26 protein-coding genes are annotated in these 25,535 nt (G+C 72.7%); 12 read left to right on the top strand and 14 right to left on the bottom strand.

The window, feature by feature from the left end; translation table 11 throughout:
- Positions 1-21: 21 nt before the first annotated feature.
- The 5 genes from ACFYU9_RS11540 to ACFYU9_RS11520 are packed head-to-tail and all read right to left on the bottom strand — an operon-like array spanning position 22 to position 5,547.
- A complete protein-coding gene (locus ACFYU9_RS11540; protein ID WP_389344339.1) occupies positions 22-1,512 on the bottom strand; it encodes an HAD-IA family hydrolase in 1,491 nt (496 codons plus the stop codon).
- Positions 1,513-1,569: 57 nt separating this feature from the next.
- Positions 1,570-2,649 (bottom strand): ABC transporter ATP-binding protein, encoded by a 1,080-nt coding sequence (locus tag ACFYU9_RS11535; RefSeq protein ID WP_389344337.1) that lies wholly within the window; start codon positions 2,647-2,649, stop codon positions 1,570-1,572.
- Between the two features lie 2 nt (positions 2,650-2,651).
- The gene (locus ACFYU9_RS11530; RefSeq protein ID WP_389205040.1) at positions 2,652-3,482 is read right to left on the bottom strand and encodes an ABC transporter permease; all 831 of its coding nucleotides are present in this window, start codon (positions 3,480-3,482) and stop codon (positions 2,652-2,654) included.
- On the bottom strand, positions 3,470-4,369 hold the full coding sequence (locus tag ACFYU9_RS11525) for an ABC transporter permease (RefSeq protein WP_389205041.1): 900 nt from the start codon (positions 4,367-4,369) through the stop codon (positions 3,470-3,472). The genes ACFYU9_RS11530 and ACFYU9_RS11525 overlap by 13 nt, the downstream gene beginning before the upstream one ends.
- Positions 4,370-4,386: 17 nt before the next feature.
- Positions 4,387-5,547, bottom strand: a complete 1,161-nt coding sequence (locus tag ACFYU9_RS11520; RefSeq protein ID WP_389205043.1) for an ABC transporter substrate-binding protein — start codon at positions 5,545-5,547, stop codon at positions 4,387-4,389.
- 234 nt (positions 5,548-5,781) lie between these two features.
- On the opposite strand from ACFYU9_RS11520, the gene ACFYU9_RS11515 reads away from it, so the two are divergent.
- Positions 5,782-6,522, top strand: coding sequence for a GntR family transcriptional regulator (locus ACFYU9_RS11515; RefSeq protein ID WP_389205044.1), 741 nt, complete (start codon positions 5,782-5,784; stop codon positions 6,520-6,522).
- Between the two features lie 33 nt (positions 6,523-6,555).
- Here ACFYU9_RS11515 and ACFYU9_RS11510 read toward each other — a convergent pair whose 3' ends face one another.
- The gene (locus tag ACFYU9_RS11510; protein ID WP_389344335.1) at positions 6,556-6,897 is read right to left on the bottom strand and encodes a type II toxin-antitoxin system PemK/MazF family toxin; all 342 of its coding nucleotides are present in this window, start codon (positions 6,895-6,897) and stop codon (positions 6,556-6,558) included.
- Between the two features lie 2 nt (positions 6,898-6,899).
- The gene (locus tag ACFYU9_RS11505) at positions 6,900-7,178 is read right to left on the bottom strand and encodes a hypothetical protein (protein ID WP_389344333.1); all 279 of its coding nucleotides are present in this window, start codon (positions 7,176-7,178) and stop codon (positions 6,900-6,902) included.
- Positions 7,179-7,318: 140 nt separating this feature from the next.
- On the opposite strand from ACFYU9_RS11505, the gene ACFYU9_RS11500 reads away from it, so the two are divergent.
- Together ACFYU9_RS11500 and ACFYU9_RS11495 are read left to right on the top strand one after the other, a co-directional pair.
- Positions 7,319-8,959: a DNA repair helicase XPB gene (locus ACFYU9_RS11500; protein WP_389205048.1), complete on the top strand. Its 1,641-nt coding sequence runs from the start codon at positions 7,319-7,321 to the stop codon at positions 8,957-8,959.
- A 215-nt stretch (positions 8,960-9,174) separates the two neighbouring features.
- A complete protein-coding gene (locus ACFYU9_RS11495; protein WP_389205049.1) occupies positions 9,175-11,217 on the top strand; it encodes a HelD family protein in 2,043 nt (680 codons plus the stop codon).
- A 149-nt stretch (positions 11,218-11,366) separates the two neighbouring features.
- Here ACFYU9_RS11495 and ACFYU9_RS11490 read toward each other — a convergent pair whose 3' ends face one another.
- The 3 genes from ACFYU9_RS11490 to ACFYU9_RS11480 form a co-directional block, all read right to left on the bottom strand.
- Positions 11,367-12,248, bottom strand: a complete 882-nt coding sequence (locus tag ACFYU9_RS11490; RefSeq protein WP_389344331.1) for an aminoglycoside phosphotransferase family protein — start codon at positions 12,246-12,248, stop codon at positions 11,367-11,369.
- Between the two features lie 75 nt (positions 12,249-12,323).
- Complete coding sequence (locus tag ACFYU9_RS11485; protein WP_389344329.1) at positions 12,324-13,499, bottom strand: methyltransferase domain-containing protein; 1,176 nt, start codon at positions 13,497-13,499, stop codon at positions 12,324-12,326.
- A gap of 3 nt (positions 13,500-13,502) precedes the next feature.
- Positions 13,503-14,024: a hypothetical protein gene (locus ACFYU9_RS11480; RefSeq protein WP_389205053.1), complete on the bottom strand. Its 522-nt coding sequence runs from the start codon at positions 14,022-14,024 to the stop codon at positions 13,503-13,505.
- 264 nt (positions 14,025-14,288) lie between these two features.
- Here ACFYU9_RS11480 and ACFYU9_RS11475 point away from each other — a divergent pair, with 264 nt between their 5' ends.
- From ACFYU9_RS11475 to ACFYU9_RS11465, 3 genes are all read left to right on the top strand, one after another.
- The gene (locus tag ACFYU9_RS11475) at positions 14,289-15,290 is read left to right on the top strand and encodes an XRE family transcriptional regulator (protein WP_389205055.1); all 1,002 of its coding nucleotides are present in this window, start codon (positions 14,289-14,291) and stop codon (positions 15,288-15,290) included.
- Between the two features lie 16 nt (positions 15,291-15,306).
- Positions 15,307-15,885, top strand: coding sequence for an HD family hydrolase (locus ACFYU9_RS11470; RefSeq protein WP_389205056.1), 579 nt, complete (start codon positions 15,307-15,309; stop codon positions 15,883-15,885).
- Between the two features lie 303 nt (positions 15,886-16,188).
- A complete protein-coding gene (locus ACFYU9_RS11465) occupies positions 16,189-17,094 on the top strand; it encodes a hypothetical protein (protein WP_389344327.1) in 906 nt (301 codons plus the stop codon).
- 88 nt (positions 17,095-17,182) lie between these two features.
- Here the strand turns inward: ACFYU9_RS11465 and ACFYU9_RS11460 are convergent, their stop codons facing one another.
- Complete coding sequence (locus tag ACFYU9_RS11460; protein ID WP_389344326.1) at positions 17,183-17,902, bottom strand: flavodoxin family protein; 720 nt, start codon at positions 17,900-17,902, stop codon at positions 17,183-17,185.
- Between the two features lie 151 nt (positions 17,903-18,053).
- Here ACFYU9_RS11460 and ACFYU9_RS11455 point away from each other — a divergent pair, with 151 nt between their 5' ends.
- Complete coding sequence (locus ACFYU9_RS11455; RefSeq protein ID WP_389205296.1) at positions 18,054-18,941, top strand: LysR family transcriptional regulator; 888 nt, start codon at positions 18,054-18,056, stop codon at positions 18,939-18,941.
- Positions 18,942-18,950: 9 nt separating this feature from the next.
- Here ACFYU9_RS11455 and ACFYU9_RS11450 read toward each other — a convergent pair whose 3' ends face one another.
- Entirely contained in the window at positions 18,951-19,640 is a 690-nt protein-coding gene (locus tag ACFYU9_RS11450) for a copper homeostasis protein CutC (RefSeq protein ID WP_389205060.1), read from the bottom strand.
- Between the two features lie 67 nt (positions 19,641-19,707).
- Positions 19,708-20,685, bottom strand: a complete 978-nt coding sequence (locus ACFYU9_RS11445) for a hypothetical protein (RefSeq protein WP_389344324.1) — start codon at positions 20,683-20,685, stop codon at positions 19,708-19,710.
- Between the two features lie 184 nt (positions 20,686-20,869).
- Here ACFYU9_RS11445 and ACFYU9_RS11440 point away from each other — a divergent pair, with 184 nt between their 5' ends.
- The 3 genes from ACFYU9_RS11440 to ACFYU9_RS11430 all read left to right on the top strand — a co-directional run bounded on the left by ACFYU9_RS11440 (position 20,870) and on the right by ACFYU9_RS11430 (position 23,866).
- Positions 20,870-21,160, top strand: coding sequence for a cation transporter (locus ACFYU9_RS11440; RefSeq protein ID WP_389205062.1), 291 nt, complete (start codon positions 20,870-20,872; stop codon positions 21,158-21,160).
- 97 nt (positions 21,161-21,257) lie between these two features.
- Positions 21,258-23,534: a heavy metal translocating P-type ATPase gene (locus ACFYU9_RS11435; protein WP_389344322.1), complete on the top strand. Its 2,277-nt coding sequence runs from the start codon at positions 21,258-21,260 to the stop codon at positions 23,532-23,534.
- A 50-nt stretch (positions 23,535-23,584) separates the two neighbouring features.
- The gene (locus ACFYU9_RS11430; RefSeq protein WP_132911977.1) at positions 23,585-23,866 is read left to right on the top strand and encodes a metal-sensitive transcriptional regulator; all 282 of its coding nucleotides are present in this window, start codon (positions 23,585-23,587) and stop codon (positions 23,864-23,866) included.
- A gap of 82 nt (positions 23,867-23,948) precedes the next feature.
- Here the strand turns inward: ACFYU9_RS11430 and ACFYU9_RS11425 are convergent, their stop codons facing one another.
- The gene (locus tag ACFYU9_RS11425; protein ID WP_389205065.1) at positions 23,949-24,104 is read right to left on the bottom strand and encodes a hypothetical protein; all 156 of its coding nucleotides are present in this window, start codon (positions 24,102-24,104) and stop codon (positions 23,949-23,951) included.
- A gap of 85 nt (positions 24,105-24,189) precedes the next feature.
- Here ACFYU9_RS11425 and ACFYU9_RS11420 point away from each other — a divergent pair, with 85 nt between their 5' ends.
- Both ACFYU9_RS11420 and ACFYU9_RS11415 read left to right on the top strand, forming a co-directional pair.
- The gene (locus tag ACFYU9_RS11420) at positions 24,190-24,621 is read left to right on the top strand and encodes a BlaI/MecI/CopY family transcriptional regulator (protein WP_389205297.1); all 432 of its coding nucleotides are present in this window, start codon (positions 24,190-24,192) and stop codon (positions 24,619-24,621) included.
- On the top strand, positions 24,618-25,529 hold the full coding sequence (locus ACFYU9_RS11415) for a M56 family metallopeptidase (protein ID WP_389344320.1): 912 nt from the start codon (positions 24,618-24,620) through the stop codon (positions 25,527-25,529). The genes ACFYU9_RS11420 and ACFYU9_RS11415 overlap by 4 nt, the downstream gene beginning before the upstream one ends.
- The last annotated feature ends 6 nt before the right edge of the window (positions 25,530-25,535 follow it).

The following is a 25,535-nucleotide window of genomic DNA, read 5'->3' as shown; positions in this document are numbered from 1 at the left end:
CCCTGATCCGCCGGACAGGCCCTAGAGCGCGAAGGTGGTGATCACCGCCGCATGGTCGGAGGGCCACTCGTTGGCGGCGAAGTCCGGCCAGGGGCGGGGCTCGCCGGTGACCAGGGTCCGCGAGTCGAGGACGCGCAGGCCGCGGCCGTTGTGCAGGACGTAGTCGATGCGGTCCTGCGGCTCGGGGCGGCCGGCGTGCTCGCCCTCCTCCGGGTGGACGGGGTGGATCGGCGACCAGGTGTGGCCCGGGTCGCGCACCGGGTCGGGGTGGGCCTCGCGGTAGGAGTCGCGGAGTCCGGCGTCCTCGGCGGCCTTGGTCACCGGCCAGGCGACGTCGGGCCGGTCGAGGTGGGAGGGCGCGTTGAAGTCGCCGACGAGGACGACGGCCCGGTCCTCGCCGGCCTCCTTGCGGATGCGCTCCAGGGTGTCCTGGATCTGGGCGAGCCGGACCTCCTCGTGGGCGATCAGCTCGTCGGCCGGCAGCCCGTCGAAGGCGGCCTCGTACGGGCCGTACGGGGTGTAGTGGAGGTGCGCGGTCCACACGTCGACCTCGCGCTCGCCGTCCGGGCCGTCGATCCGGACGCGGACGCCCGCCGCCCCGTAGAAGCCGACCTCGGGGTCGCCGAGGCGGGCGGTGATCGGGTGGCGGCTGAGGATGCCGAGGTTCTCGCCGGCCGCGTGGTGGTGCCAGCCGAGCGCGGCGGCCAGCTCCTGGGTGGCGAGCTGCCCGGTCTCCTGGAAGCCGATGACGTCGGCGCCCGAGGCGCGGATGACGGCGAGCTGCTTGGCCCGGTACTCCTCGACCAGTCCGCCGCCGAGCCACAGGTTCCAGCTCATGACGGTGAGCCGGCGCCCCGTCAGCCGCGCGAGCAGGTCCGGCGTGACGCCCTCCAGGCTGTCCCGCACGGTCCGGCCGGGCGCCGGGTCGATCGCGACGAGCGAGGGCACCGCGAGCACCGCGCAGCCGGCCGCCTCCGCCGAGGCGACACCGGTCGGGGTGTCCTCGACGGCCACGCAGGCTCCGGGCTCGACGCCCAGCGCGCGGCAGGCGGCGAGGTACGGCTCGGGCTCGGGCTTGGTCGTCGCAGTGTCGTCGGCGGTGACCGAGACCGCGAACCCGGGCGCGCCGAGCGCCGCGAGCGCGGCGATCACGGTGTCGGCGACGGCCCGGGGCGAGGCGGTGACGAGGGCGGTGGGGACGCCCTCGCCGGCCAGCGCGGTCAGCAGGCCGAGCGCGCCGGGCCGGGGCACGACGCCGGCCCGGACCCGGTCGGCGAACTCCCGGTGCAGCTCGGCCGCCAGCTCGCCGGCGTCGCGGCCGTTTTCGGCGGCGAGCCAGTCGGCCGTGTGCTCGACGGGCCGGCCGAGGACGTCGGGCTCGTCGGCGTCGGTCAGCGCCCGGCCCGCGACCAGTTCCACGGCCTCCCACCACAGGCCCTCGGTGTCGACGAGCGTGCCGTCCATGTCGAAGAGCACGGCGTGGAGGGGGAGTTCGGAGTTCACGTACTTCACTCTCTGTTTCTTCGGGCGGGGCGGGCCGGGGCCCGCTCGACGGTCGGCGCGCGGCGGTCAGCGCGCGGCGACGAGCACCGGGCGTTCGCGCAGGGTCACCGTCACAGCATCTCCCGCCGCGAACGCGGCCGCCTCGTGCGTCGGCAGGTCCGCCTTGACCTCGGTGGCGTCGGCGAGCCGCACGGTGAGCCGGGTGGTCGCGCCGAGGAAGGCCGTCGCCACGACCCGGGCCGAGCGGGCGCCGTCCGCCGCGATCCGCACGTCCTCGGGCCGTACGAGCACGTCGACGTCCCTGGCGCCCGCGGGCGTCTCGCCGTCCACGGGCAGCCGCCGGCCGAGGACCTCCACGGTGCTGCCGTCGAGGTACCCGGGGACGCGGCTCATGGTGCCGACGAACTCGGCGACGAAGGCGGTCGCGGGCCGCCCGTACAGCTCGGCGGGCGGGGCGCACTGCTCAAGGCGGCCGGCGCGCATCACGGCGACGCGGTCGGCCATCGACAGCGCCTCCTCCTGATCGTGCGTCACGAACAGGGTGGTGATGCCGAGTTCCTGCTGGATGCGGCGGATCTCGTCGCGGAGCGTGAGCCGCACCTTGGCGTCGAGCGCGGAGAGCGGCTCGTCGAGGAGGAGCACGCGCGGCCGCAGGGCGAGGGCGCGGGCGAGGGCGATGCGCTGCTGCTGTCCGCCGGACAGCTGGTGGGGGAAGCGGTCGCCCTTGTCGCCGAGGCCGACGAGGTCCAGCAACTCACCTGCGGTGCGGCGGCGTTCGGCCTTGGCGACCTTGCGCATCCGCAGCCCGAAGGCGATGTTGTCGAGGACGCTGAGGTGCGGGAAGAGGCTGTACGACTGGAAGACCATGCCGGCGTCGCGGCGGTGCGCCGGCACCCCGGTGATGTCCTTGCCGTCCACGAGCACGGCGCCGGAGTCGGGGTGCTCGAAGCCGGCCAGCATGCGCAGGGCGGTGGTCTTGCCGCAGCCGGACGGGCCGAGCAGCGCGAGGAGTTCGCCGGGCGCGACGGTCAGGTCGAGCCCGTCGAGGGCCGTGGTGGTGCCGAACCGGCGGCGCAGTCCGCGGAATTCGACGGTGGCGGCCGCGGTGGCGGCGCCGGCGGTGGCCCCGGCGGTGAGGACGGTCATGGTTATCCCTTGGTGGTACGGGTCCGCGGGGAGCGTCCGCCGACCCCGGAGAGGGCCAGGAGCAGCACCCAGGTGACGAGGAGGCTGAGGACGGAGACGGCCACGGACATCTGGGCCTGGGAGCCGCTGATGTTCACGATCCACACGGCGAACGGCCGGAAGCCGAGCAGCTGGGCGACCGTGTACTCGCCGAGGACCAGGGCCAGGGTGAGGAAGGAGGCGTTCATCAGCGCGCCGCGCAGATTGGGCAGGACGGCCTTGACCAGCGCCTGCGCCCAGTTCGCGCCGCAGCTGCGGGCGGCCTCGACGAGGGTGCGGACGTCGACGGCCTGCAGTCCGGCGTCGAGCGAGCGGTAGACGAAGGGCAGGGCCATGACCACGTACGCGAGCACGAGCACGAGCGGGAAGTCGGGGTTCTGCAGCGCCATGAAGGTCTGGAAGAGCGGCGTGCGGGAGAGGTGCTCCGGGCCCCACTTCAGGACCGTGCCGATGGCGGCGACGAACGCGATGGGCGGCACCACCAGCGGCAGCGAGCAGACCGCCTCGACGACCGGCTTCAGCCGGGGCGCGCCGAGCCGCAGGGCGACCATGGCGGGGATCATCAGGAGCAGCACCACGGCGATGGTGACCGCCGCGAGGCCCAGCGAGAGCAGCAGGCTGGTGGTGAAGCCCTCGGTGGTGACGATCTGCGTGTACGCGTCGAAGGTGACGCCCTGGCCGGGCACGTCGACGGTGAAGACGACCGAGGCGGCGAGCGGCACCAGGAAGTACAGACCGGCGATCCCCAGGACCGGCAGCCGCCAGGCGTTGTTCGTACGGTTCAGGCGAGCCATCGGGTGCTCCGGCGTTGCAGGGGCAGGTAGACCGCCATGACGAGGCCGGCGATGACGACCATGTCGACGCTGAGGGCCAGCGCCACGTTCTCCTGGCCGACGAGGACGTTGCCGGAGATCGCGTCGGAGATCTGCAGGGTGACGAGCGGGACCGCGCTGCCGACCATCGCGGCGGCGGTGGCGTAGGCGGCGAAGGCGCTGCCGAAGAGCAGCACGAGTCCGCCGAGCAGGCTCGGCAGCAGCACCGGCAGGGCCACGTGCCGCCAGTACTGGAAGCCGGTGGCGCCGTTGTTGCGGGCGGCCTCGCGCCACTGGGTGCGCAGGCCGTCGAGCGCCGGGGTGATGGTGAGCACCATCAGCGGGACCAGGAAGTACAGGTAGACCAGGACCAGGCCCCAGAAGCTGTACAGGCTCCAGCCCCGGTCGGCGAGGCCCAGGTGCGTGGTGAGCACACCGGAGTTGCCGAGCGTGGCGACGAACGCGAAGGCGAGCGGCACGCCGCCGAAGTTGGCGAGCACGCCGGAGGCGGTCAGCACGGCCTCGCGCAGGGCCCGCGAGCCGGAGGAGACGATCGCCTGGGCGAGCGGCAGCCCGAGCAGGGCGGCGAGGACCGCGGCGGTCGCGGAGAGCTTGACGCTGCCGAGCAGGGCGGTGAGGTACGCGCCCTGGAGGGAGGCGGTCAGGTTCCCCGTGCCGTACGAGCTCGCGCCGGTGACCGGGTCGTCGACGGTGACCGCGCCGGCGAGCATGGCGACGGCGGGAACGCCGAAGGCGACCGCGACGAAGGCGAGCAGCGGGACGGTGGCGAGCCAGGCGGGGGCGCGGCGCCGCCGCTGCCGGGCCCGGGTGGGCGCGGCGGCGGCGGACACCGTGAGGGTGTCCCTCATGGGAGTGTCGGAGCTCGTCATCCGGAGACGGCCTTGCCCCAGCCCTGGGCGAGCACCGTCTTGGCCTTGGCCTGCTGGGTCTCGGACGGGAAGGACGGGACGCCGGAGACGGCGGGCAGCTTGAGCGAGGCGTCCTTGTCGAGCGTGCCGGCCTTGTCCATGGCGGCCATCAGGGCCGGGCGGGCGAAGCCCTTGAGCCACAGGTTCTGGCCCTCGGCGCTGTAGACGTACTCCTGCCACAGGCGGGCGGCCGCCGGGTGCGGGGCGTCCTTGTTGATCGCCTGCGAGTAGTACATGGCGTAGCGGCCGTCGGTGGGGACGGCGACCTTCCAGTCGAGGCCCTTGGTCTTGAACTCCTGGGCGTAACCGGCGTTGAGGTAGTCCCAGTCGATGGAGATGGGCGTCTCGCCCTTCTCGACGGTGGCCGGGGTGGACTCGACGGGCGTGTAGTTGCCGTTCTTCTTCAGCTGGGCGAAGAAGTCGAGGCCGGGCTGGATGTCGTCGAAGGAGCCGCCCTGGGCGAGGGAGGCCGCGTAGACGCCGGCGAAGGCCGAACCGGACTTGGTGGGGTTGCCGTTGAGGGCGACCTGGCCCTTGTACTCCGGCTTCAGGAGGTCCTTGAAGTTCGTCGGGCAGTTCTTGACCCGTCCCGCGTCGCAGCCGATGGAGACGTAGCCGCCGTAGTCGTTGTACCAGCGGGCCTTCGGGTCCTTCTGGCCCTCGGGGATGTCGCTGTAGCCGGCGACCTCGTAGGAGGCGAACAGGCCCTGCTGGGCGCCGCTGAGCGCGAAGGAGCTGCCGAGGTCCAGGACGTCCGGGGCACGGTCCTGGCCCTTGCGGGTGGTGACGGCGTTGATCTCGTCCTGGCTGGAGGCGTCGGGGTTCTCGACCTCCACCTTGATGCCGTACTTCTTCTGGAACCCGTCGATGATCGCGCCGTAGTTGGCCCAGTCGCGGGGCAGCGCGATGGCGTGCAGCGTGCCCTCCTTCTTGGCCGCGGCGACGAGCGCGTCCATGCCGCCGAGGTCGGCGGCGGAGGTGGCGGTGGCGGCGTTCTTGCCGTCGGGGGTGGTGCCGTTCTCGGGGGCGGCGCCGCAGGCGGTGAGGGCGAGCGCGGCGACGAGGGCGAGGGAGCCGCCGAGGGCGGCCTTTCTCGGGAGGGTCGCGGGGACGGACACGAGCTTCTCCAGGGAGGTCGGGGGATCAACTTGTCTGAACAAGTTGGCTTCAGTACGCCCGGAGTCGGTGTCGCGAAGATGAACGCGGAAGGAACGCCCGCCCGCGATTCCCTGCACATTGGCAGCGCTTTTCGGCCAGCGGTCGCGTGGTGGAGGGTTGGTTAAACCCTGGATTACGCTGCTGTCACCGAACACCAGCTGCGCACATGCCTGCACCCGGCACCAGGAGGGGACATGACGGCGCGTCACGAACAGATCGCCGCCGAGCTGCGGCGGGCGATCCAGCGCGAGGAGTACGCGGTCGGCGCCCGGCTGCCCGCCGAGACCGACCTCGCCGCCCAGTACGGCGTCTCCCGCGGCACCGTCCGCCAGGCCGTCGCCGCCCTCACCGCCGAGGGCCTGATCGGCTCCCGCCAGGGCGCCCGCCGCGTCGTCCTGGCCCGCGGCCGCAGCCAGAGCTTCGCCGAACTGCGCAGCTTCGCCCAGTGGGCCCAGGCCATGGGCCGCACCGCGACCGGCCGCGTCATCAGCCAGGAGTACCACCCGGCCACCGCCGAGGACGCCACCCGCCTCCAACTCCCGGCCGGCACACCGGTGCTGGGCGTCCTGCGGCTGCGCGGCCTGGACGGCGAACCGGTCCTCGTCGAACGCAGCGTCTACGCCGACTGGATCTCCCCCGCCGTCGCCGCCATCGACCCCGACTGCGCCTCGGTCACCCAGCGCCTCTACGACGACACCGGCCTCGTCTTCGCCCACGGCGAGCACGTCATCGACGCGATCGCCGCCGGCGCCGCCGACGCCACCCTCCTCGCCGTCCGCCGCACCAGCCCCCTGCTCCGGGTCCGCCGCGTGACCACGACCCACGACGGCCGCCCGGTGGAGTGGTCGGACGACCGCTACCGCCCGGACGCGGTGAGCTTCACGGTGCACAACGCGATAGGGCACAACCCGCTGGTGCGGACGACGGCGGGGTGACGCGGGGGCGGAACGGCCCTCGGGGGGCGGACCTCAGTCCAGCTCGAGGACCACCCGTACGCGCGCCTCGACCGCGGCAAGCTCGGAGGGTGCGAGCAGGCCGAGCATGCGGCGCAGGCGCGGTTTGCCGACTGTGTGCAGCTCGGTGCAGTCGACGTACGACTCCACGTACTTCTTCAGCCCGCTCTCCGGGCCGACGGCCACATGGGTCTCGGCGGGCCCGGCCGTGCCCGTGACGAGAGCCACGGTGATCCCCGACAGGCGGCGGGAGATCCTGTCGGCCGTCAGCACGACGACGGGATGGGGGCCGATCGGCTGCGGAAAGGCGCAGACCCACACCTGCCCCCGCAGCGGGGGCATCGGCACGGTGACCACGCCTAGAAGTCCGCCGCGTCGGCCGCGGCGAGGTCCGCGTCCGTGACCAGCTCGTCGAGGAGGGGGCGCGGGGCTCCGCCCTCGCCGTAGAAGCGCGCGATGTTCCGCGCCGCCTCGATCTGGCGCGCCTCCCGGTGCAGGAGTCGGATGGCCTCCCGCAAGGCGTCCGACGTGGACTCCAGCTGCAGTATGGCCATGGTCTCCCGAAGATCCGCCCAGTCCTGCCGGGACAGCCTGACCTGGGCAGGGGTGCCCGCCGACTCGGCCGAACGTCCAGCCATGGCTCACCTCGCACTCGTTCCACGCGTACGCGCGACCGTACGCGTATGACAGCTGTCTTACGAGCGTCCCACACCCCGCCCCGTACCGGCGCCGATGCGGCAGACTGGATGTTTGGCCGCACGGAAGGAATCCACGACACGTGAACGGTCCACTCATCGTCCAGAGCGACAAGACGCTCCTCCTGGAGGTCGACCACGAGCAGGCCGACGCCTGCCGGCGGGCGATCGCGGCGTTCGCCGAGCTGGAGCGGGCGCCCGAGCACATCCACACGTACCGGGTGACGCCGCTCGGGCTGTGGAACGCGCGGGCGGCCGGGCACGACGCCGAGCAGGTCGTGGACGCGCTGGTGGAGTTCTCCCGCTACCCCGTCCCGCACGCCCTGCTCGTCGACGTCGCCGAGACCATGGCGCGCTACGGCCGCCTCACGCTCAGCAAGCACCCCGCCCACGGGCTCGTCCTCACCACCACCGACCGCCCGGTCCTCGAGGAGATCCTGCGGTCGAAGAAGGTCCAGCCGCTCGTCGGCCGGCGGATCGACCCCGACACCGTCGTCGTGCACCCCTCCGAGCGCGGCCAGATCAAGCAGACGCTGCTCAAGCTGGGCTGGCCGGCCGAGGACCTCGCCGGTTACGTGGACGGCGAGGCGCACCGGATCGACCTCGCCGAGGACGGCTGGAGCCTGCGCCCGTACCAGCAGCAGGCCGTCGAGGGCTTCTGGCACGGCGGCTCCGGCGTCGTCGTGCTGCCCTGCGGCGCCGGGAAGACGCTGGTCGGCGCCGGTGCGATGGCACAGGCCAAGGCGACCACGCTGATCCTCGTCACCAACACCGTCTCCGCCCGCCAGTGGAAGCACGAGCTGATCAAGCGGACCTCGCTCACCGAGGAGGAGATCGGCGAGTACAGCGGCGCGAAGAAGGAGATCCGGCCGGTCACCATCGCCACGTACCAGGTCCTCACCACCAAGCGGAAGGGCATCTACCCCCACCTGGAGCTCTTCGACTCCCGCGACTGGGGCCTGATCGTCTACGACGAGGTGCACCTGCTGCCGGCGCCCGTCTTCAAGTTCACCGCCGACCTCCAGGCCCGCCGCCGCCTCGGCCTCACGGCCACGCTCGTCCGCGAGGACGGCCGCGAGTCCGACGTCTTCTCGCTCATCGGCCCGAAGCGCTTCGACGCGCCGTGGAAGGAGATCGAGGCGCAGGGCTACATCGCGCCCGCGGACTGCGTGGAGGTACGGGTCGACCTGACCGACTCCGAGCGGCTCGCGTACGCGACGGCCGAGGCGGAGGAGAAGTACCGCTTCTGCGCGACGACGGCGACGAAGCGGAAGGTCACCGAGGCGCTGGTGAAGAAGTTCGCCGGGCAGCAGATCCTGGTCATCGGCCAGTACATCGACCAGCTCGACGAACTCGGCGCCCACCTCGACGCCCCGGTGATCAAGGGCGAGACCTCGAACGCGCAGCGCGAGAAGCTCTTCGACGCCTTCCGCAACGGCGAGATCAACGTCCTCGTCGTGTCCAAGGTCGCGAACTTCTCCATCGACCTGCCCGAGGCCACCGTCGCCATCCAGGTCTCCGGCACCTTCGGCTCCCGCCAGGAGGAGGCCCAGCGCCTCGGCCGCGTGCTGCGCCCGAAGGCCGACGGCCACCAGGCGCACTTCTACTCGGTCGTCGCCCGCGACACCATCGACCAGGACTTCGCGGCACACCGGCAGCGCTTCCTGGCGGAGCAGGGGTACGCGTACCGGATCGTGGACGCGAGCGAGCTCCTGGAGTCGTAGACCGGGCCGGGGCGCGCCGGGGTGGGGCCCGTGCCGGGCACCCCCGGGGCGGGGGCCCTCGCGGGTGAAAACCATTCGCCCCGGCCCCCCGCCCGGCGTTACACTCGCCAGCTTCCCCGCCTCCCGTGCACGACTCCGTACGCGGAGCGCCGCCGTCCGGTCGGAAACCGGCGGCCACCTCGACGTGTCCGCGTACCCGACCCGGAGGCTTCACCGTGTCCGCACAGTCCGCCCTGTCCGCAGACGACCCGACGGCGCCGCTCGCGCGCGAGCGGGCCCACCTCAGCGCGTCGCGCGCCGCACTGCGGGCGATGCGCGAGGACGTGGAGTCGCTCGACATCAAGGACGTCACCGCGAACTGGGTGAACGCGGTCATCCTGACCCGCCAGATCGAGGACCGGATCAAGGCGCTCGCCGACCTCGCCGACACCCCGCTCTTCTTCGGCCGGCTCGACTACCTGCACACCACGCAGGAGGGCCAGCGCTTCTACATCGGCCGGCGGCACGTGCACGACGCCGACGGCGACCCGATGGTGATCGACTGGCGTGCGCCGGTCTCGCAGCCGTACTACCAGGCGTCGAAGCAGAACCCGCAGGACGTCGGTCTGCGCCGGCGCTTCGGCTACACGGGCGGCGACCTCACCGCGTACGAGGACGAGCACCTCTCCGACCCCTCGGAGCTCGAACAGACCAGCCGGCTGCTCCAGGCGGAGATCGAGCGGCCCCGCGTCGGCCCCATGCGCGACATCGTCGCGACGATCCAGCCCGAGCAGGACGAGATCGTCCGCTCCGACCTGTCCGGCACGGTGTGCGTGCAGGGCGGGCCGGGCACCGGAAAGACCGCCGTCGGCCTGCACCGAGTCGCCTACCTGCTGTACGCGCACCGCGAGCGGCTCGCCCGCTCCGGCACGCTGGTCATCGGGCCGAACCGCTCCTTCCTCCACTACATCGAGCAGGTGCTGCCGGCGCTCGGCGAGCTGGAGGTGCAGCAGGCGACGGTCGACGACCTCGTCGCGCACGTGGAGGTGCGCGGCACGGACGAGGCGGCCACGGCCGTCGTCAAGGGCGACGCCCGGATGGCGGAGGTGCTGCGGCGCGCGGTGTGGTCGCACGTGACGCTGCCGACGGAGCCGCTGATGGTGGTGCGCGGCTCGCGGCGCTGGCGGGTCCCGGCGTACGAGATCGAGGAGATCGTCCGTGAGCTGACGGACCGCGACATCCGCTACGGCGCGGCCCGCGAGGCGCTGCCGCAGCGCGTCGCGCACGCCGTGCTCGTGCGGATGGAGCAGGCGGGCGAGGCCCCGGACGACCGGGTGCAGAACGCGGTCGCGCGCAACGCGGCGGTGAAGGCGGTCGTGAAGGAGTGCTGGCCGGCCGTCGACCCGGCGAAGCTGGTGCTGCGGCTGCTGGGCGACGCGGACTTCCTGGCCGAGCACTCCGCCGGGATCCTCGACGACGAGGAGCGCAAGGCGCTGCTGTGGCCGAAGCCGTACCGCAGCGTGAAGTCGGCGAAGTGGTCGGCGGCGGACGCGGTCCTCATCGACGAGGTCCAGGACCTGATCGAGCGCACGCACTCGCTCGGCCACGTCGTGGTCGACGAGGCGCAGGACCTGTCCCCGATGCAGTACCGCGCGGTGGGCCGGCGCTGTTCGACCGGCTCGGCGACGATCCTCGGCGACCTCGCGCAGGGCACCACGCCGTGGGCGACGGAGAGCTGGGCACAGGCCCTCGCGCACCTGGGCAAGCCGGAGGCGCACGTCGAGGAGCTGACGGCCGGTTTCCGCGTGCCGCGCGAGGTGATCGCGTACGCGTCGCGGCTGCTGCCGCACATGTCGCCGGGGCTCGCGGAGGTCAAGTCCGTGCGTGAGAACCCGGGTTCGCTGGTCGTCCGGCAGAGCGACGACCTCGACGGCGACGTGGTCGCGGCCTGCCTGGAGTCGCTGCGGCACGAGGGCTCCATCGGCCTGATCGCCGCCGACGCCCGCATCGCCCCGCTGGCCGCGGCCCTGGAAGCGGCGGGCCTCGCCTACCTCTCGCCGGGCGAGGAGACCACGGCCGAGTCGCGGCTGACGCTCGTCCCGGCGTCGCTGGCGAAGGGCCTGGAGTACGACTACGTGGTGCTGGATGAGCCGGCGGCGGTGGTGGACGGCGAGCCGGACGAGCGGACGGGCCTGCGGCGGCTGTACGTGGCGCTGACGCGTGCGGTGTCGGGCCTGACGGTGGTGCACGCGTCGGACCTGCCGGAACAGCTGGGCTGAGGGGAGGCGGCGGCCGCGTCGGCCCCGCCGGACGGACCTGCCGGAACAGCTCGGCTGAGGGTACGCGGCCGCCGCCTCCGACCCACCGGACTGACCTGCCGGGATCACCGGCGGCCGCACCGCACGCCCCCGCGCACGCGCCGGCCCGTTCAGACGGTGTCGTACTCCGGCAGCGCCTCGCTCCAGGCGCGGTGCGCGACCGCCGCCAGGACCGGGTTCTTCTCCCGGTAGTAGTGCTCGGTCACGATCCCCCAGCACAGCGCCCAGCCCCTCCCGCGCGCCCAGGTCGCGTCGTCGACCTGGGCCGCTTCGCGGAAGAGCGGGCGGGTCTCCGGGGTGAGGAAGGTCCAGCCGGCCATCATGTCGCAGGCGGGGTCGCCGGCGCCGAGGCCGCCGAAGTCGATGACGGCGCTGAGCCGGCCGTCACGGGTGAGCAGATTGCCGGGCAGCAGGTCGCCGTGGACCCAGACCGGTTCGCCCGACCACTGCGGCAGCCGGAGCACCGACTCCCACGCGGCGGCGACCCGTTCGCCGTCGAGCGTCCCGTCACCGCCGAGGTCCCGCAGCGCCCCGGCCATCGCCCCGTCCTCCCACGCGGTCACCGGCCCGCCCCGGAACGACACCGGCGCGCCGGCCGCGTCCGCCGCCCGCAACGCCACGCCGAACCGCCCGAGCGCGACGGCCGCGTGCGCGAGGTCCCGTACGGGCGCCTGGTACGCGTCGGCGCCGTCCAGCCACCGGTACACCCCCCACGCCTGCCCGAACCCCTCCCCGGCCGCACCGACGCCCACCGGCACCGGAACCTCCAACGGCAGCCCCGTGGCCGCCAGTCGCGGCAGCCACCGCCCCTCCTTCTCCACCTGCCCGGCCGCCCACTCCGCCTTCGGCAGCCGCACCACGTACTCGTCGCCGAGCCGGAACATCGCGTTGTCGGTCCCGGCGGAGGCGACCTCGGTCACCTCCAGACCGGCCCACCGCGGAAACTGGGCGGCGAGGAGACGGCGGACGAGCGCGGCATCGATCGAGGTCATGCGCGGGAGGCTAACGAGGGCGGCGGGCGGGCCGCCACGGAGTTTGCGACACCGGCCCCGCCGCGCCGTCCGCTGTCACCGTGCCGTGAGAAGAAGGCATCGAGGGTCGTCCAGCCAGGGCGTGGCACCCTGCGCGGTGACCGTCAGACCGTATCGGTCGAGCCCCGGGCGCCCTCGTGCCTCCCACCAGGCGTGCGCGACCTCCACGGAGTCCCACAACCGCCGTGGCCCTTGCTGGTAGACCTCGCCCGCCGCGTCCCCGTCCGGCCATCGGACGGCCGCCCAGGACCGGTCCGTGAGCGAGTAGAACCAGGCGGCGGGCGTCCCGTCGCGCTCGGCGTAGGCAGTGTGGGCCACGTCGGCCACGCACTGGCCGATGGTGAACGCGGCGTCCGCGAGCTGACCGGGCCGCAGTCCGGTCCTTGCCGGGGCGGGCCAGTCCGTCACGTACTCGGCGGCGTCCGGCCACTCCAGCCGGTGCGATCGCGCCTTCATGAACTCCACGGGCGTGACGAACCGCCCCGAAGCCGTGCCGTCGGCGTGGACGGTGAGGCGGACGACAGCATCGCGATTGCTGTAGTGGGTTCCGTACGGGGCCACGATCACCCCGCCCGCCCGCACCTGTGCTGCCCAGGCCGGCGGAATGGCCCGTACACCGAACGTGCACAGCAGCCGGTCGTAAGGCGCGTTCGCCACGTGTCCGGCGAGGGCGTCCCCGACGACCGTGGTGACGTCCAGCCCCTGTCTGCGCAGCCGTTCGCGACCGGTGGCCGACACATGGGGGTCGACCTCAACCGTGGTGACCTTCCGTGCTCCGCACCGATGGGCGAGGCACGCGGCGGTCTCTCCCGTACCGGTGCCCGCGTCGAGCACGGCCATGCCCGCGTCCACGTCGAGCGCGGCGAGCAGCCAGTGGACGACGCTGGGCTGCGAGGAGGACGAAGTGGGGATAGTGCCGGGCTCGATCCCGTCATGTCGACCATCGTCCCACTGCGTGACGATCGAGAGGTCGGAGTCGGCGAAGCCGTACCAGGCGGCGGGCTCGACACGGCGGTCGACAGCGACAGTACGGGCCGGGGTTCCGGCGTCGGCGTCGGCCGGGACGAACGGCCACATCACGTCGGGCAGGAAGGCGGCCCGGTCGACGGCGGCGAACGTGGGCAACCAGTCCTCGCGCAGGGCGCCGGACGCGATGAGGCGGCGCCCCAGCCCGATACGGCCGGGGCGCTCCTGGTGTGCTGGCGCGGTCATGCGCTACCTGTGCTTTCCGCCGCCAGAGGGCGTGCTGGTGTCCGGGTTGGACGGGGGTGGCGGAGGCGGCGTCGAGATCGGCGCCGACCCTCCACCGTGACTGCCACCCCCGCCACCGCTTCCTCCGCTGCCGCTGCCGCTTCCCTTGTCGTCGGCCATCGTGGTTCTCCGTTCGTCAATCGTCGTGCCGGTCGGCCGGTGGGCCGCCTGGATGTTGTCGGCCGAGGCCGTCCACTCGACGCCGTTCCCGGCCCTGATGTGCGCGATGCGGACCACCCGGCCGTCGCCGTGCAGTTGGTGCGTGACGGCGGTGAGCTCGCCCTCCGCGCCGCTGGCGGTGTCACGGACGCACGTGTGCAGCAGCGGATGCTGCTCGTACCCGTCCGGCCCGACCGGGTACGCGGTCCGCGCCTCGGCACGCCGCATGAACCGCTCCCAGCCGGCGGCCGCGCGAAGGCGGAGGGCGCGGCTCGGGGCGCCGGGCGGTGGCTCGGAAGGGCGCGTCGGCGGGTCGGACGTGGTCATGCCGTCACTCCTCTCGGGTGGATGCGTGGCATCGGACGTTCAACACCCGTGACCTGTACGGGTGCTGGTCGTTTCCACGACTTGAACGTACGGTCGGCGCGGACGCGGTAGGACTGACTGGCAGTACGTGTTCGGGGACGGAACGGTCTCGGGGAGCTGCTCATGGCGGTGAAACCGTCCGCACGGGGACGTGCGGCCACGGGGGCGGTCGCAGGATTCGTGCTGCGGCTGGCACGGGAGAGCATCCCGTGTACGCAGGTGTCGATGGCCGAGGCCCTGGGAATCGATCTAGGCACGATGCAGGGCTGGGAGTCGGGCCGAAGGCCGTTGGCGAACATGAAGGCCGGGGCGCTGCTGAGCCTCCGGCGTCGACTTTCCGCGCTGGGCGCCGACACCGCAGTGGTGGGGTTATTGGACTCGGCGATGGACGCCGATCAGATCATCGGTGCCGCGCTGAATCCGTCCGGAGACATCGGTCTGCACCCGCTGTCGTTATGGGTACACACCCGCGACACCGCGCACATGCTCGCCTGGGCCCTGACTGGGGCAACACCACCGGGGCTCACCGACCGTGTGCCTCTTCCCCGGCGAGGACCGATGGCTGCCGCACCGATCCTGAGCACAGCTGACCGCTCCCGGTTCTTCCAACACCTACGAGAGACCGCCGAGGCCGCCCGGGAGAAACCGTGCGGTGACACACTGCTGCACCGCCAAGCGCTGTACCTCGCCTCGTACGATCGCGGCCCGGAATCGGCCTCCTGGACAGCGCACGCCCTCCACGCTCGCCGGGGTGTGCTTGCTCGGCAGGGATGGTCGGAGCACTGGGCCGAGGCTCGATCGACGGCGACGGCGCTGGCCCGCCTGGGAGACCCGCAGCCCCTCCTCGATTTCATCGAGCGCTCCCTGGCCGGCGACGACACCGCCGAGGCCGCGAACCTCAACTATTGGGCCTACTGGCTCGGCGGTGTACGGCTTCCCCAGTCCGACGACGGGTTCATGCGGGACCGGGAGCTGACCGGCTGGGACCCCGTCACTCTGCTCCGGGGGCTCACGTACGGGATGCACTACTCCCCCGGTTACGTCGACCTGTACGTGCACACCCTGTGGGCGCTGCTCACCGCACATCCGTGGCTGCCCAAGGCGTCACCGGTGCTGGCTCGCGACCTGACCGAGCGCGTCGTGAGGCTGCTCGACGAGGGTGCGACCTCGCAAAGGGCCCACCACGAACTCAACACCGTGCATTACGTTTTGTTGGATCACAGCTGACACCGGAGGTCACCGCATGGCAGACGACACCACGTACGCCGAGGGCACGGCCGGGTTCCTCTTCGAGATGGGCGTGCTCAAGAACGCCAAGCGCACCGGGTGGTGGTTCACCGGGAACAACAACCCCGAGTCGATCGCCGAGCATTCGTTCCGCGTGGGGATCATCGGTGCCGTGCTGGCCATGATGGAGGGCGTGGATCCGGCGCGGGTCGCGCTGATGTGCCTGTTCCACGACACGCAGGAGACTCGGATCGGGGACATCCCCCACATCGGCCGGCGCTACATCGACGCCGCCACCAACCAGACCGTCACCGCCGACCAGGTCTCCGCCGCTCATCCGGCCGTGCGGGACGGCGTGCAGCGGGTGGTCGAGGAGTACGAGGCGAAGGAGTCGCCCGAGGCGGTGGTGGCGCGGGACGCGGACAAGCTGGAGTGCCTGGTGCAGGCGGTGGAGTACCGGGCGCAGGGGAACACGCTGGTCCAGGACTGGATCGACACGTCGCTGAACAGCCTGAAGACGGCGTCCGCGCGGGAGCTGGCCGAGGCCGCGCTGACGATGTCGCCGCTGGAGTGGCGGCGGACCTTCCTGAGCTGAGTCTCCTGAGCTGAGCCCCGCTCTCCCGCGACCGCTCTCCGGGGCGCGCTCCGCCACGCCCCGGTTCTGCTCGACGCCCTGGAAAGAATCCCGGGAGAGGAACTCCCCAACCCTCCCCCTCCGTCCCCCGCGAACCGAGCCGACTTCGGCCCAACTGGGCCGAATACACGATCGGGTGACAGATGGTCCGGAACGCGGACGGATGCGGTACGGTCGGCCGCAACAACGGCATATGCAACTCGGCCCCCGGCAGGACGGCAATCCTGACGAGGGCCTACCGATCAGGAAGAAACAGGCTTCCCGATGGCTGATCCGCAGTCTAACGCGGCCGTGTCCGCGCATCCCGTTCCGTTCGACATCCCCGTCGACGCGCCACGCGCAGGAGTGATCCGCGTACGACACCGGCATCGCGACCGGTTCACCGTCGTCGGCAATCACCTCGCCCAGCACCCGAAACTCTCCGCCGCGGCGATCGGCATCGCCGTGCACATCCAGTCGCTGCCCGACGGCGCGGACGTGACCGTGAAGCGGCTCACGCTGCGCTTCCGCGAGGGTGAGATCACGGTCCGGCGGGCACTCAACGAGCTCGTCGCCGCCGGGTACTTGGAGCGGAGGCGGGTGGCGCTCGGGGGTGGGCGGTTCGCGACGCGGGTGATCTCGTACGACCGTCCGGGCACGACCCGCGACGCCGCGGCCACCTCGCCCTCGCCCAGATCCGCGCCCGTACGAGAGAGCTCGCCCGCGCCCGTACGAGAGAGGCCCGCGCCCCCGCCCGTCACGCCTCCGTCGGCGGCTCCGCCGTCACCACCGCCCGCCTCCGAGGTCGCCGCCGCCGTTCTGGCGCGGTTGCGCACCGTCGATCCCCGGTTGCTGCTGTCCTGGCGGGACGTGCGGGAGCTGGCGCCCGCCGTCGACACGTGGCTCGGCCAGGGGGTCGGGCCCGAGCAGGTCACGCGGACGCTCACGGCCGCGCTGCCGCCCGAACACGTACCCATTCACCAGCCTGCCCGCTTCCTCGCGTACCGGCTCGACTCCATGCTGCCGCCACCGCTGCCCGCCGAAGTGCCGGAAGCGCCCCGGCCGACGCCGCCCGCGCGGCCACCGCTGGTGAGCTGCGACGGGTGCGAGCGGGCGATCCGGACGTACGACGAGAAGCCGATGTGCGCCGACTGCAGACAAGACGCGGCCGATGCGGCCGGTGTGGCCTGATCGGTTGGTGCGGCCAGTGCGGCCTGCTCTGCCGGTGCGGCCTGATCTGCCTGATCGGCCTGACGCGCGGTACCACCGCCGGCTCGCCTCAGGCGTCGGCCGGCTCCCTGAGGGAAGCCGAGAGGGCGCGGGCCTCGTGTTCGGTCATGCGCGGGGTCTCGTACGGCACGGCGTTGACCCAGCGCTGGGCCAGCCGGGCGATCCGCTCGCCGTACCGCTCCGCGGTGATCAGGTCACCGCGCGATCCGGCGTGTTCGGGGCCCTGGTCGGCATGGCTCTGGCTCATCAGCCCCAGCCAGGAGCCCAGGCGGTTCACGTCGTCGCGCGAGCCACCGCTCCAGTTGTTGCCCGGCATGTCGCCGACACCGATCCACTGCATGCCCAACTGCGCCGCGAAGACCGCGAGTTGCTCCAGGACCGCCAGCTTGTCGCCGCTCTGCGAGGCGGACATGGTGAACCCGCCGGCCAGCTTGTCCTTCCACGCCTGGGTGACGAACGGCGTGAACGCCGCCTCCATGAAGGCCTTGAACACCGCCGACACGCTGCCCATCAGCGTCGGGCAGCCGAGGACGACGGCGTCGGAGCGGTCGAGCAGCGCCAGCACCTCCGCGTCGTGCCAGCGGCCCGCGACGACGTCCTCGGCCCGGATCTCGACGAGGTGCACCCGGGCACCCGGCACCCGCCGCGCCCCCTCGCCGAGGCGCTCGGCCAGGACCCGGGTGTGGCCGTGGACCGAGTGGTAGACCACGGTCACCGTGGCCGCCGGGGCATCCTGCTCGCGGTCGGCGTCAACGTCATCGACTGTCATGACTGTTCGCTCCTTCCATCGCTGGGAACGTCTTGCCTGCCCAGCCATCCCATCCCGCCCACCGCACGGCATCAACGCCGAAGTCCGGCACGCAGCGATCGGTCGCACCGATCGATCAGGGCCGCCGCGTTAGCCTGGCCCCGTGGACAGGATGGAACTGGTGGAGCTGGAGGCGTTCGTCGCCGTCGCGGAGGAGCTCCATTTCGGCCGCGCCGCCGCGCGCCTGCACCGGGGGCAGCCCACCGTCAGTGATGCCGTCAGGCGGCTGGAAAGCAGCCTGGGCGGGCGGCTGTTCGACCGCACCAGTCGCCGGGTGTCACTGACCGGGCTCGGTACGCAGCTGCTGCCCGAGGCCCGCGCCACGCTGGCCCAGCTGCGCCGCTTCCAGCAGCGCGGACGTTCGCTGGCCGCCGGCGACCGGGCCGGCGCCACCCTGGTCGTCGCCCACGCCGAATACACCGACCAGCAACTGCTGTTGCGCTGCCTGCCGCGGCTGCGCGAGCGCTTCCCCGGCGTGACGATCGTGCCGGAGGCCATGCCGACGACGGCCCAGCTCACCGCCCTGCGCGCACGGACGGTCGGACTCGGCATCGGCTGGGCGACCGACGGGGTCACCGGCGTGCGCGCGCGGGTGCTGTCGACCGAGCGGTTCATGGCACTCGTCCCCGCGGCCCACCCGCTCGCCGGTCACGCCGAGCTGAGCGCCGCCGAACTGTCCACCACCGACCTGCTCACCTGGCCGCACCAGATCAACAGCGGCCTGTGCGACCGGCTCCTGTCCGCCTTCCGCATCGGCGACGCCGACCTGCGCATCATCAGGACCGCCGACAGCGTGCAGGCCATCGCCGCCCATGTCGCCGCGGGCACGGGGATCGGCATCACGGTCGAGTCCGCGCTCGACCACCGGCCACCGGGCCTGCGTGTCATCCCGCTCACCGGCCCCTCGACCACCGCCGACCAGGTCGTCCTCACCCCGGCCGAGCCGTCGGACACCGCGACGGCCCTGCGCGAGCTGCTGCTCGACGCCGCCGGTCACTGAGCGGCGCGGCTACCCGTCGATCGCCTCGCGCCACTCCCGTACCGCCTGCGCCGACACCGGTGCCGTCCACCCCAGCGGGCGGGCCGCGCCGCCGATGTGGAACGCGGTGAGGCCGGCCGCGCGCAGGGCCGGGAGGTGGTCGAGGCGCAGGCCGCCGCCGACGAGGATCCGCGGCTCGTAGCCCGGCTCGCCCGTGCGTGCGGCCTCGGCCGCCAGGACGGGGAGGCCGTCGTCGACGCCGGTGGCGGCGCCCGCCGTGAGGTAGGTGTCGAGGCCCGGGAGGTCGGCGAGCTGCTTGCGCAGCGCGTCGCGGTCGGCGGCCCGGTCGATGGCGCGGTGGAAGGTCCAGCGACAGCCGTCCAGGACCGCCATCAGGCGCTCGACCGCCACCAGGTCCACCTCGCCGGCCGGGGTCAGGAAGCCGAGGACGAACTCGTCGGCGCCCGCCGCCCGCAGCTCCCCGGCCCGCGCCACCAGCGCCTCGACGTCGCCGGCCGCGAAGCCGTCGGTGAGCCTCAGCATCACGCGCAGCGGGATGTCCACCGCGGCGCGGATCGCCTCGAAGACGTCCCTGGACGGGGTGAGTCCGTCCGCCGCCATGTCGGTGACCAGCTCCAGGCGGTCCGCCCCACCGGTCTGGGCGGCGACCGCGTCCGCCTCGTCGAGGGCGATCACCTCCAGCACTGCACGGTTGCTCATCGAGCCCATTCCTCCACGGATCGCGCGGCCACCCGGAGGCGCCTACAGGTCTAGTCCAATGACCAGACTAGCCGTGCGCGTGGCCGCCCGCATCGTGTCCTGCCCCAGTCGTCGCACCCGTCTCACCCGTCGCACCCACGGCGCCGGTCGCGCCCGCCCTGACCGTGAACGCCGCCGTCCGGACCTTGCCCTCGTGCTGGAAGTCGAGGAAGAGGCGGTACGTGCCGGTGCTCGGCGCCGTCGCCGTGAAGGAGACGTCCGGGCCGGGGCCGCCCTCGTTCGGGTGCACGTGCAGGTACGCCAGGTCACCCTCGCGCAGCGCGACCAGGTGGCCGTACGCGCCGAGGTACGGCTGGAGGTCCGTCACCGGCTTGCCCGCCTTGGTGACCGTGAGCCGCAGCTCGCCCGCCTTGCCCGGGTCGAGCGTGCCGCCGAGCCGGACCTGGTAGCCGTCGACGTCGGCGACCGGAGCGACCGGGGGCAGCGGCTTCGGCGCGTACGCCCCGGGCACCGACAGGTCCGCGCCGAGCGTGACGCCCTTCGCGCCCGCCGCGGCCGGCTTGAAGTCGGCGAACGCCTTGTACGCACCCGCCGCCGGCAGGTCCGCGTCGACCGACCAGGTGCCGTCGGCGGCCTTCACCGGGTGCAGGTGACGGAAGACGTTGAGATCGCGCGAGGCGACGATGAAGTGCAGCTCCTTGCCGTGCTCGGTGGTGAACGCGGTGACCTTCCGGCCCGTGGCGTCCTTGATCGAGAACTTCAGGGTGCTCCTGCCGACCGCCGGGGCCGGGGTGTCGAGCGCGAGGGTGTAGCCGTTCTCGGAGACCTGCAGACCGCCGGCGGCGGGCGCGTTCGCCGCCTCCGCGTGGCCCTCGTGGCCGCCGTGACCGCCACCCTCCTCCTTCGGCGCCGCCGCCGCGTGGCCGCCGTGCTCCGCCTTCGCCGGCTCCCCGACCGGGCCGACGCCCTTGCCGACCCCGTACGCGGTCCCGAAGGTCGCGGCGAGCGCGGCGGCAAAGGCAGTGATCTTCACTCCGGTGTTCATGGCTGCTCTCCCGTACATGGGTGGCTGGGTCTTCCTGGCGTCTCAACTGCACTTCACCATACCCCTGGGGGGTATCAAGTCAAGTCGGGTCGACACTTGCGTGAGATACCACCGGGGGGTATACATATCTCGTAACCGATACCCCCCGAGGGTATCCGAGACCCGCCGCACGATGGAGGACGACATGGGTTCCTGCTGCACCCCCGACAACAGCTGCTCCACCAACACCGTGGAGATCTCGACGGCCACCGCCGTCGCCGACACCACCACCACGGTCTACGCCGTCTCCGGCATGACCTGCGGCCACTGCAAGACCGCGATCACCAACTCCGTCAGCGCCCTCGACGGCGTCGTCTCCGTCGACGTCGACGTCGCCGCCGGCAAGGTCACCGTCGTCACCGGCGGCGAGCCCGACCAGGCCGCCATCGCCGCGGCGGTCGACGACGCGGGCTACGAGCTGACCGGCCGCGCCTGACCCGTATGACCGGCGCTGCCGGCGCCGACCGGCCGCCGGGGCTCGCCCACCACGCCCGGGCCCCGGCCCCCGAAACCGCTATACCGAGGAGCAGGAAATGACCACGACCACTCCGGGCACCGCCCAGGTCGAGCTCGCCATCGGCGGCATGACCTGCGCCTCGTGCGCGGCCCGCATCGAGAAGAAGCTCAACCGCATGGACGGGGTCGAGGCCACCGTCAACTACGCGACCGAGAAGGCGAAGGTCACCTTCGACGCCGACATCGACGTCTCCGACCTCATCGCCACCGTCGAGGCCACCGGCTACACCGCCAAGGAGCCCGAGCCCGAGCGCCCGGCCGCCGCCGGCGCCCCCGAGGGCCCCTCCGACGAGGAGAAGGCCGACGAGGAGCTGCGCCCGCTGCGCCAGCGCCTGATCACCGCCGTCTCGCTCGCCGTGCCGGTCATCGCGATGGCGATGGTCCCTGCCTTCCAGTTCGAGTACTGGCAGTGGGCGAGCCTCACGCTCACCGCCCCGGTCGTCACCTACGCCGCCTGGCCCTTCCACAAGGCCGCCTGGACCAACTTCAAGCACGGCGCCGCCACGATGGACACGCTGATCTCGGTCGGCACCATCGCCGCGTTCCTGTGGTCGCTGTGGGCGCTGTTCCTCGGCACGGCCGGCACGCCCGGCATGACGCACGCCTTCGAGTTCACCATCGCCCGCACCGACGGCGCCGGGAACATCTACCTGGAGGCCGCCGCCGGCGTCACCGCCTTCATCCTGGCCGGCCGCTACTTCGAGGCCCGCTCGAAGCGCAAGGCGGGCGCCGCGCTCAAGGCGCTGATGCAGCTCGGCGCGAAGGAAGTCACCGTCCTCAGGAACGGCAAGGAAGTCACCGTACCGACCGCCGAGCTCCAGGTCGGCGACCGCTTCCTGGTCCGCCCCGGCGAGAAGATCGCGACCGACGGCACCGTCGTCGAGGGCTCCTCGGCCGTCGACGCCTCCATGCTCACCGGCGAGTCCGTGCCCGTCGAGGTCTCCGTCGGCGACGCCGTCACCGGCGCCACCCTGAACGCCGGCGGCCGCCTCGTCGTCGAGGCCACCCGCGTCGGCGCCGACACCCAGCTGGCCCGCATGGCCAAGCTCGTCGAGGACGCCCAGAACGGCAAGGCCGCCGCACAGCGCCTCGCCGACAAGATCTCCGCGGTCTTCGTGCCGATCGTCATCGCGCTCTCGCTCGGCACCCTCGGCTTCTGGCTGGGCACGGGGCAGGAGCTGACCTCCGCCTTCACCGCGGCCGTCGCCGTCCTGATCATCGCCTGCCCGTGCGCCCTCGGCCTCGCCACCCCGACCGCCCTCATGGTCGGCACCGGCCGCGGCGCCCAGCTCGGCATCCTCATCAAGGGCCCCGAGGTCCTGGAGACCACCCGCAAGGTCGACACCATCGTCCTGGACAAGACCGGCACCGTCACCACCGGCCGGATGACCCTCATCAAGGTCCACACCGCCGCCGGCACCGACGAGACCGACGTGCTGCGCCTCGCCGGCGCCCTGGAGCACTCCTCCGAGCACCCGATCGCCCAGGCCGTCGCCACCGGCGCCGCCGCCAAGGTCGGCACCCTGCCCACCCCCGAGGACTTCGCCAACATCCCCGGCCTCGGCGTCCAGGGCGTCGTCGACGGCCACGCCGTCCTCGTCGGCCGCGAGAAGCTGCTCCAGGAGTGGGCCATGGAGCTCACCCCCTCGCTCAAGGCCGCCAAGAAGGCGGCCGAGGCCGCCGGCAAGACCGCCATCGCGGTCGCCTGGGACGGCCAGGCCCGCGCGGTCCTGGAGGTCGCCGACGCGATCAAGGAGACCAGCGCCGAGGCCATCAGGCGGCTGCGCGCCCTCGGCCTCACCCCGATCCTGCTCACCGGTGACAACAAGGCGGTCGCCGAGGCCGTCGCCGCCGAGGTCGGCATCGACGAGGTCATCGCCGAGGTCATGCCGCAGGACAAGGTCGACGTCGTCAAGCGCCTCCAGGGCGAGGGCCGTTCGGTCGCCATGGTCGGCGACGGCGTCAACGACGCCGCCGCGCTCGCCCAGGCCGACCTGGGCCTGGCGATGGGCACCGGCACGGACGCGGCCATCGAGGCCGGCGACCTGACGCTGGTCCGGGGCGACCTGCGCGCCGCGGCCGACGCCATCCGGCTCTCCCGCAAGACCCTCGGCACCATCCGCTCGAACCTCTTCTGGGCCTTCGCCTACAACGTGGCCGCCCTGCCGCTCGCCGCGGCCGGACTGCTCAACCCGATGATCGCCGGTGCCGCGATGGCCTTCTCCTCGGTCTTCGTGGTCGGCAACAGCCTGCGGCTGCGCGGCTTCCAGTCCGCCGACCGCCGAGCCGAGTAACCAGCCCGTCACCACCGCCTGCTGTAACCATCCGAAACAAGGAGGCCGCCGTGGCCGGTTACGTACAGCACAAGGAAGACATCATCAGACGCCTGCGCCGCATCGAGGGCCAGGTCCGAGGGGTCCAGCGGATGGTCGACGAGGACGTCTACTGCATCGACGTCCTGACCCAGGTCTCCGCCATCAACGCGGCGCTCCAGTCCTGCGCGGTGGCCCTCCTGGACGAGCACCTCAGCTGCTGCGTCACGGAGGCCATCGAGGCCGGCGGAGACCAGGCCAAGGTCAAGGTCGGCGAGGCGTCCAGGGCGATCGCCCGCCTGATCCGCACCTGAGAAACCCATCGGGGCCGGGCCGAAAGGCCCGGCCCCGAAACCGTAGGTGACGGACTCGCGTCGAAGACAACTGGACAGGGATTCAGCCGCCCTTGCGCGAAGGGCAGTCCGCGGTCAGCCGGACGCTCAGCCGAAGACACAGGCCGAGCACCTGACGGAGGAGCACCAGCTCCATCGAACCGGGCAGACCGGGGACGCAGACCTTCGCGCAAGGGCGGTTCGCCATAAGGGTCGTCATCCCGCCATCGTACCCCTGGGGGGTATACCTGGGCGGGTTCCGCGGCCCGTACGATGAGCCGCCCGTAAGCGGGGAGGGGATGCACGTGCGCCGGCTGGGAGAGCTGGAGGCCGAGATCATGGACCGGCTGTGGGCCTGGCAGCGGCCCGCGACGGTCCGCGAGGTCGTCGACGACATCAACCGGGGACGCCCGGTCGCGTACACGACGGTGATGACCGTCGCCGACATACTCCACCGCAAGGGCTGGCTGCGCCGCGAGAAATCGGGACGCGCCTGGCTGTACGAACCGGTCCGCAGCCGCGAGGAGTACACCGCCGGGCTCATGCAGGACGCGCTCGGCGACAGCCAGGACCGGCCCGCCGCGCTGCTGCGTTTCGTGGAGACCATCTCCGACGAGGACATGGCCGCCCTCGACGCGGCCCTGCGCACCGCCCGGCGCGCACCCGGCGGCGAGTACGGCGAGGCCGGCGGACCCTCCGGACCGGCCGGCTCCGGTGGGCTCGGCGGGACGCGATGAACCACCACGTCCTGCCCCCGCTCGGGCTCATCCTCTGTACCGCCTTCCTGGTGCCCTGGCTGCTCGTCCGGGCCCGCTGGGCCCACCAGGTGCCACGGCTCGCGCTCACCGTGTGGGCGGCGAGCGGGGCGCTCTTCACCGGATCGGCGGCACTCCTCTCCGCCCAGCTGATCCTGCCGAGCCGCACCGGCCACCGGCTCAGCGACGCGCTCTTCGCCCTCCAGCTCCCGCCGCTCCAGAAGCTGTCGCACCTGTCGGGCCAGGAGTGGACCGCCGTCGCGGCCGCCGTCGCCGTGCTCGCCGCCCCCGCCGCCGGCTTCGCCCGCGCCCTGCTCAGGGCCCGGCGGAGCCGGCATCGTCATGCCGAGACCCTGCGGCTCGTCGGGCGCTACGACGCCGCGCTCGGCGCCACCGTCCTGGACCACGAGCGGCCGGCCGTCTACTGCCTGCCGGGCCGCTCGCGCCGGGTCGTGGTCTCCTCGGGAGCGCTCGCCACGCTCACCACCCCGCAGCTGGACGCGGCGCTCGCGCACGAGCGGGCGCACATCTCGGGACGGCACCACCTGCTCGTCGCGGCGACGGAGTCCTTCGCCTCGCTCTTCCCGCACCTCCCGCTCGCCCGGCACGGCGGCGCGGCGGTGCCGCTGCTGCTCGAAATGGCAGCGGACGACCGGGCGTTGCGCCGCTGTTCGCGCGACGCGCTCGCCACCGCGCTCTACGCGCTCGCCTCCGGAAAGGCTCCGCGCCAGGCGTTCGCGGCGGGCGGCCCGTCGGCGGCGCTGCGCATGCGGCGCATCCTCACCCCGCAGGCCGCCGGACATCCGGTGCTGCGCGGACTGCTCACGATCGCGGCGGCGGGTCTCGCCGCCGCACCTCTGATCATCGCCTGCTGCTCGTTCCCGAATTAATACTAA

Origin of the sequence: Streptomyces sp. NPDC004327 (assembly GCF_042873935.1) — a bacterium.
Taxonomy (GTDB): Bacteria; Actinomycetota; Actinomycetes; order Streptomycetales; family Streptomycetaceae; genus Streptomyces.
This window is presented reverse-complemented; position numbering and strand designations above follow the sequence as displayed.

Coding starts and splice junctions, on each gene's coding strand:
- ACFYU9_RS11505 (WP_389344333.1), bottom strand. CDS start 7,178: ATGGCTGGACGTTCGGCCGAGTCGGCGGGCACCCCTGCCCAGGTCAGG.
- ACFYU9_RS11490 (WP_389344331.1), bottom strand. CDS start 12,248: ATGACCTCGATCGATGCCGCGCTCGTCCGCCGTCTCCTCGCCGCCCAG.
- ACFYU9_RS11450 (WP_389205060.1), bottom strand. CDS start 19,640: ATGAGCAACCGTGCAGTGCTGGAGGTGATCGCCCTCGACGAGGCGGAC.
- ACFYU9_RS11530 (WP_389205040.1), bottom strand. CDS start 3,482: ATGGCTCGCCTGAACCGTACGAACAACGCCTGGCGGCTGCCGGTCCTG.
- ACFYU9_RS11535 (WP_389344337.1), bottom strand. CDS start 2,649: ATGACCGTCCTCACCGCCGGGGCCACCGCCGGCGCCGCCACCGCGGCC.
- ACFYU9_RS11475 (WP_389205055.1), top strand. CDS start 14,289: ATGGCCGAGGCCCTGGGAATCGATCTAGGCACGATGCAGGGCTGGGAG.
- ACFYU9_RS11415 (WP_389344320.1), top strand. CDS start 24,618: ATGAACCACCACGTCCTGCCCCCGCTCGGGCTCATCCTCTGTACCGCC.
- ACFYU9_RS11445 (WP_389344324.1), bottom strand. CDS start 20,685: ATGAACACCGGAGTGAAGATCACTGCCTTTGCCGCCGCGCTCGCCGCG.
- ACFYU9_RS11440 (WP_389205062.1), top strand. CDS start 20,870: ATGGGTTCCTGCTGCACCCCCGACAACAGCTGCTCCACCAACACCGTG.
- ACFYU9_RS11455 (WP_389205296.1), top strand. CDS start 18,054: ATGGAACTGGTGGAGCTGGAGGCGTTCGTCGCCGTCGCGGAGGAGCTC.
- ACFYU9_RS11480 (WP_389205053.1), bottom strand. CDS start 14,024: ATGACCACGTCCGACCCGCCGACGCGCCCTTCCGAGCCACCGCCCGGC.
- ACFYU9_RS11425 (WP_389205065.1), bottom strand. CDS start 24,104: ATGACGACCCTTATGGCGAACCGCCCTTGCGCGAAGGTCTGCGTCCCC.
- ACFYU9_RS11465 (WP_389344327.1), top strand. CDS start 16,189: ATGGCTGATCCGCAGTCTAACGCGGCCGTGTCCGCGCATCCCGTTCCG.
- ACFYU9_RS11525 (WP_389205041.1), bottom strand. CDS start 4,369: ATGAGGGACACCCTCACGGTGTCCGCCGCCGCCGCGCCCACCCGGGCC.
- ACFYU9_RS11470 (WP_389205056.1), top strand. CDS start 15,307: ATGGCAGACGACACCACGTACGCCGAGGGCACGGCCGGGTTCCTCTTC.
- ACFYU9_RS11485 (WP_389344329.1), bottom strand. CDS start 13,499: ATGACCGCGCCAGCACACCAGGAGCGCCCCGGCCGTATCGGGCTGGGG.
- ACFYU9_RS11435 (WP_389344322.1), top strand. CDS start 21,258: ATGACCACGACCACTCCGGGCACCGCCCAGGTCGAGCTCGCCATCGGC.
- ACFYU9_RS11460 (WP_389344326.1), bottom strand. CDS start 17,902: ATGACAGTCGATGACGTTGACGCCGACCGCGAGCAGGATGCCCCGGCG.
- ACFYU9_RS11515 (WP_389205044.1), top strand. CDS start 5,782: ATGACGGCGCGTCACGAACAGATCGCCGCCGAGCTGCGGCGGGCGATC.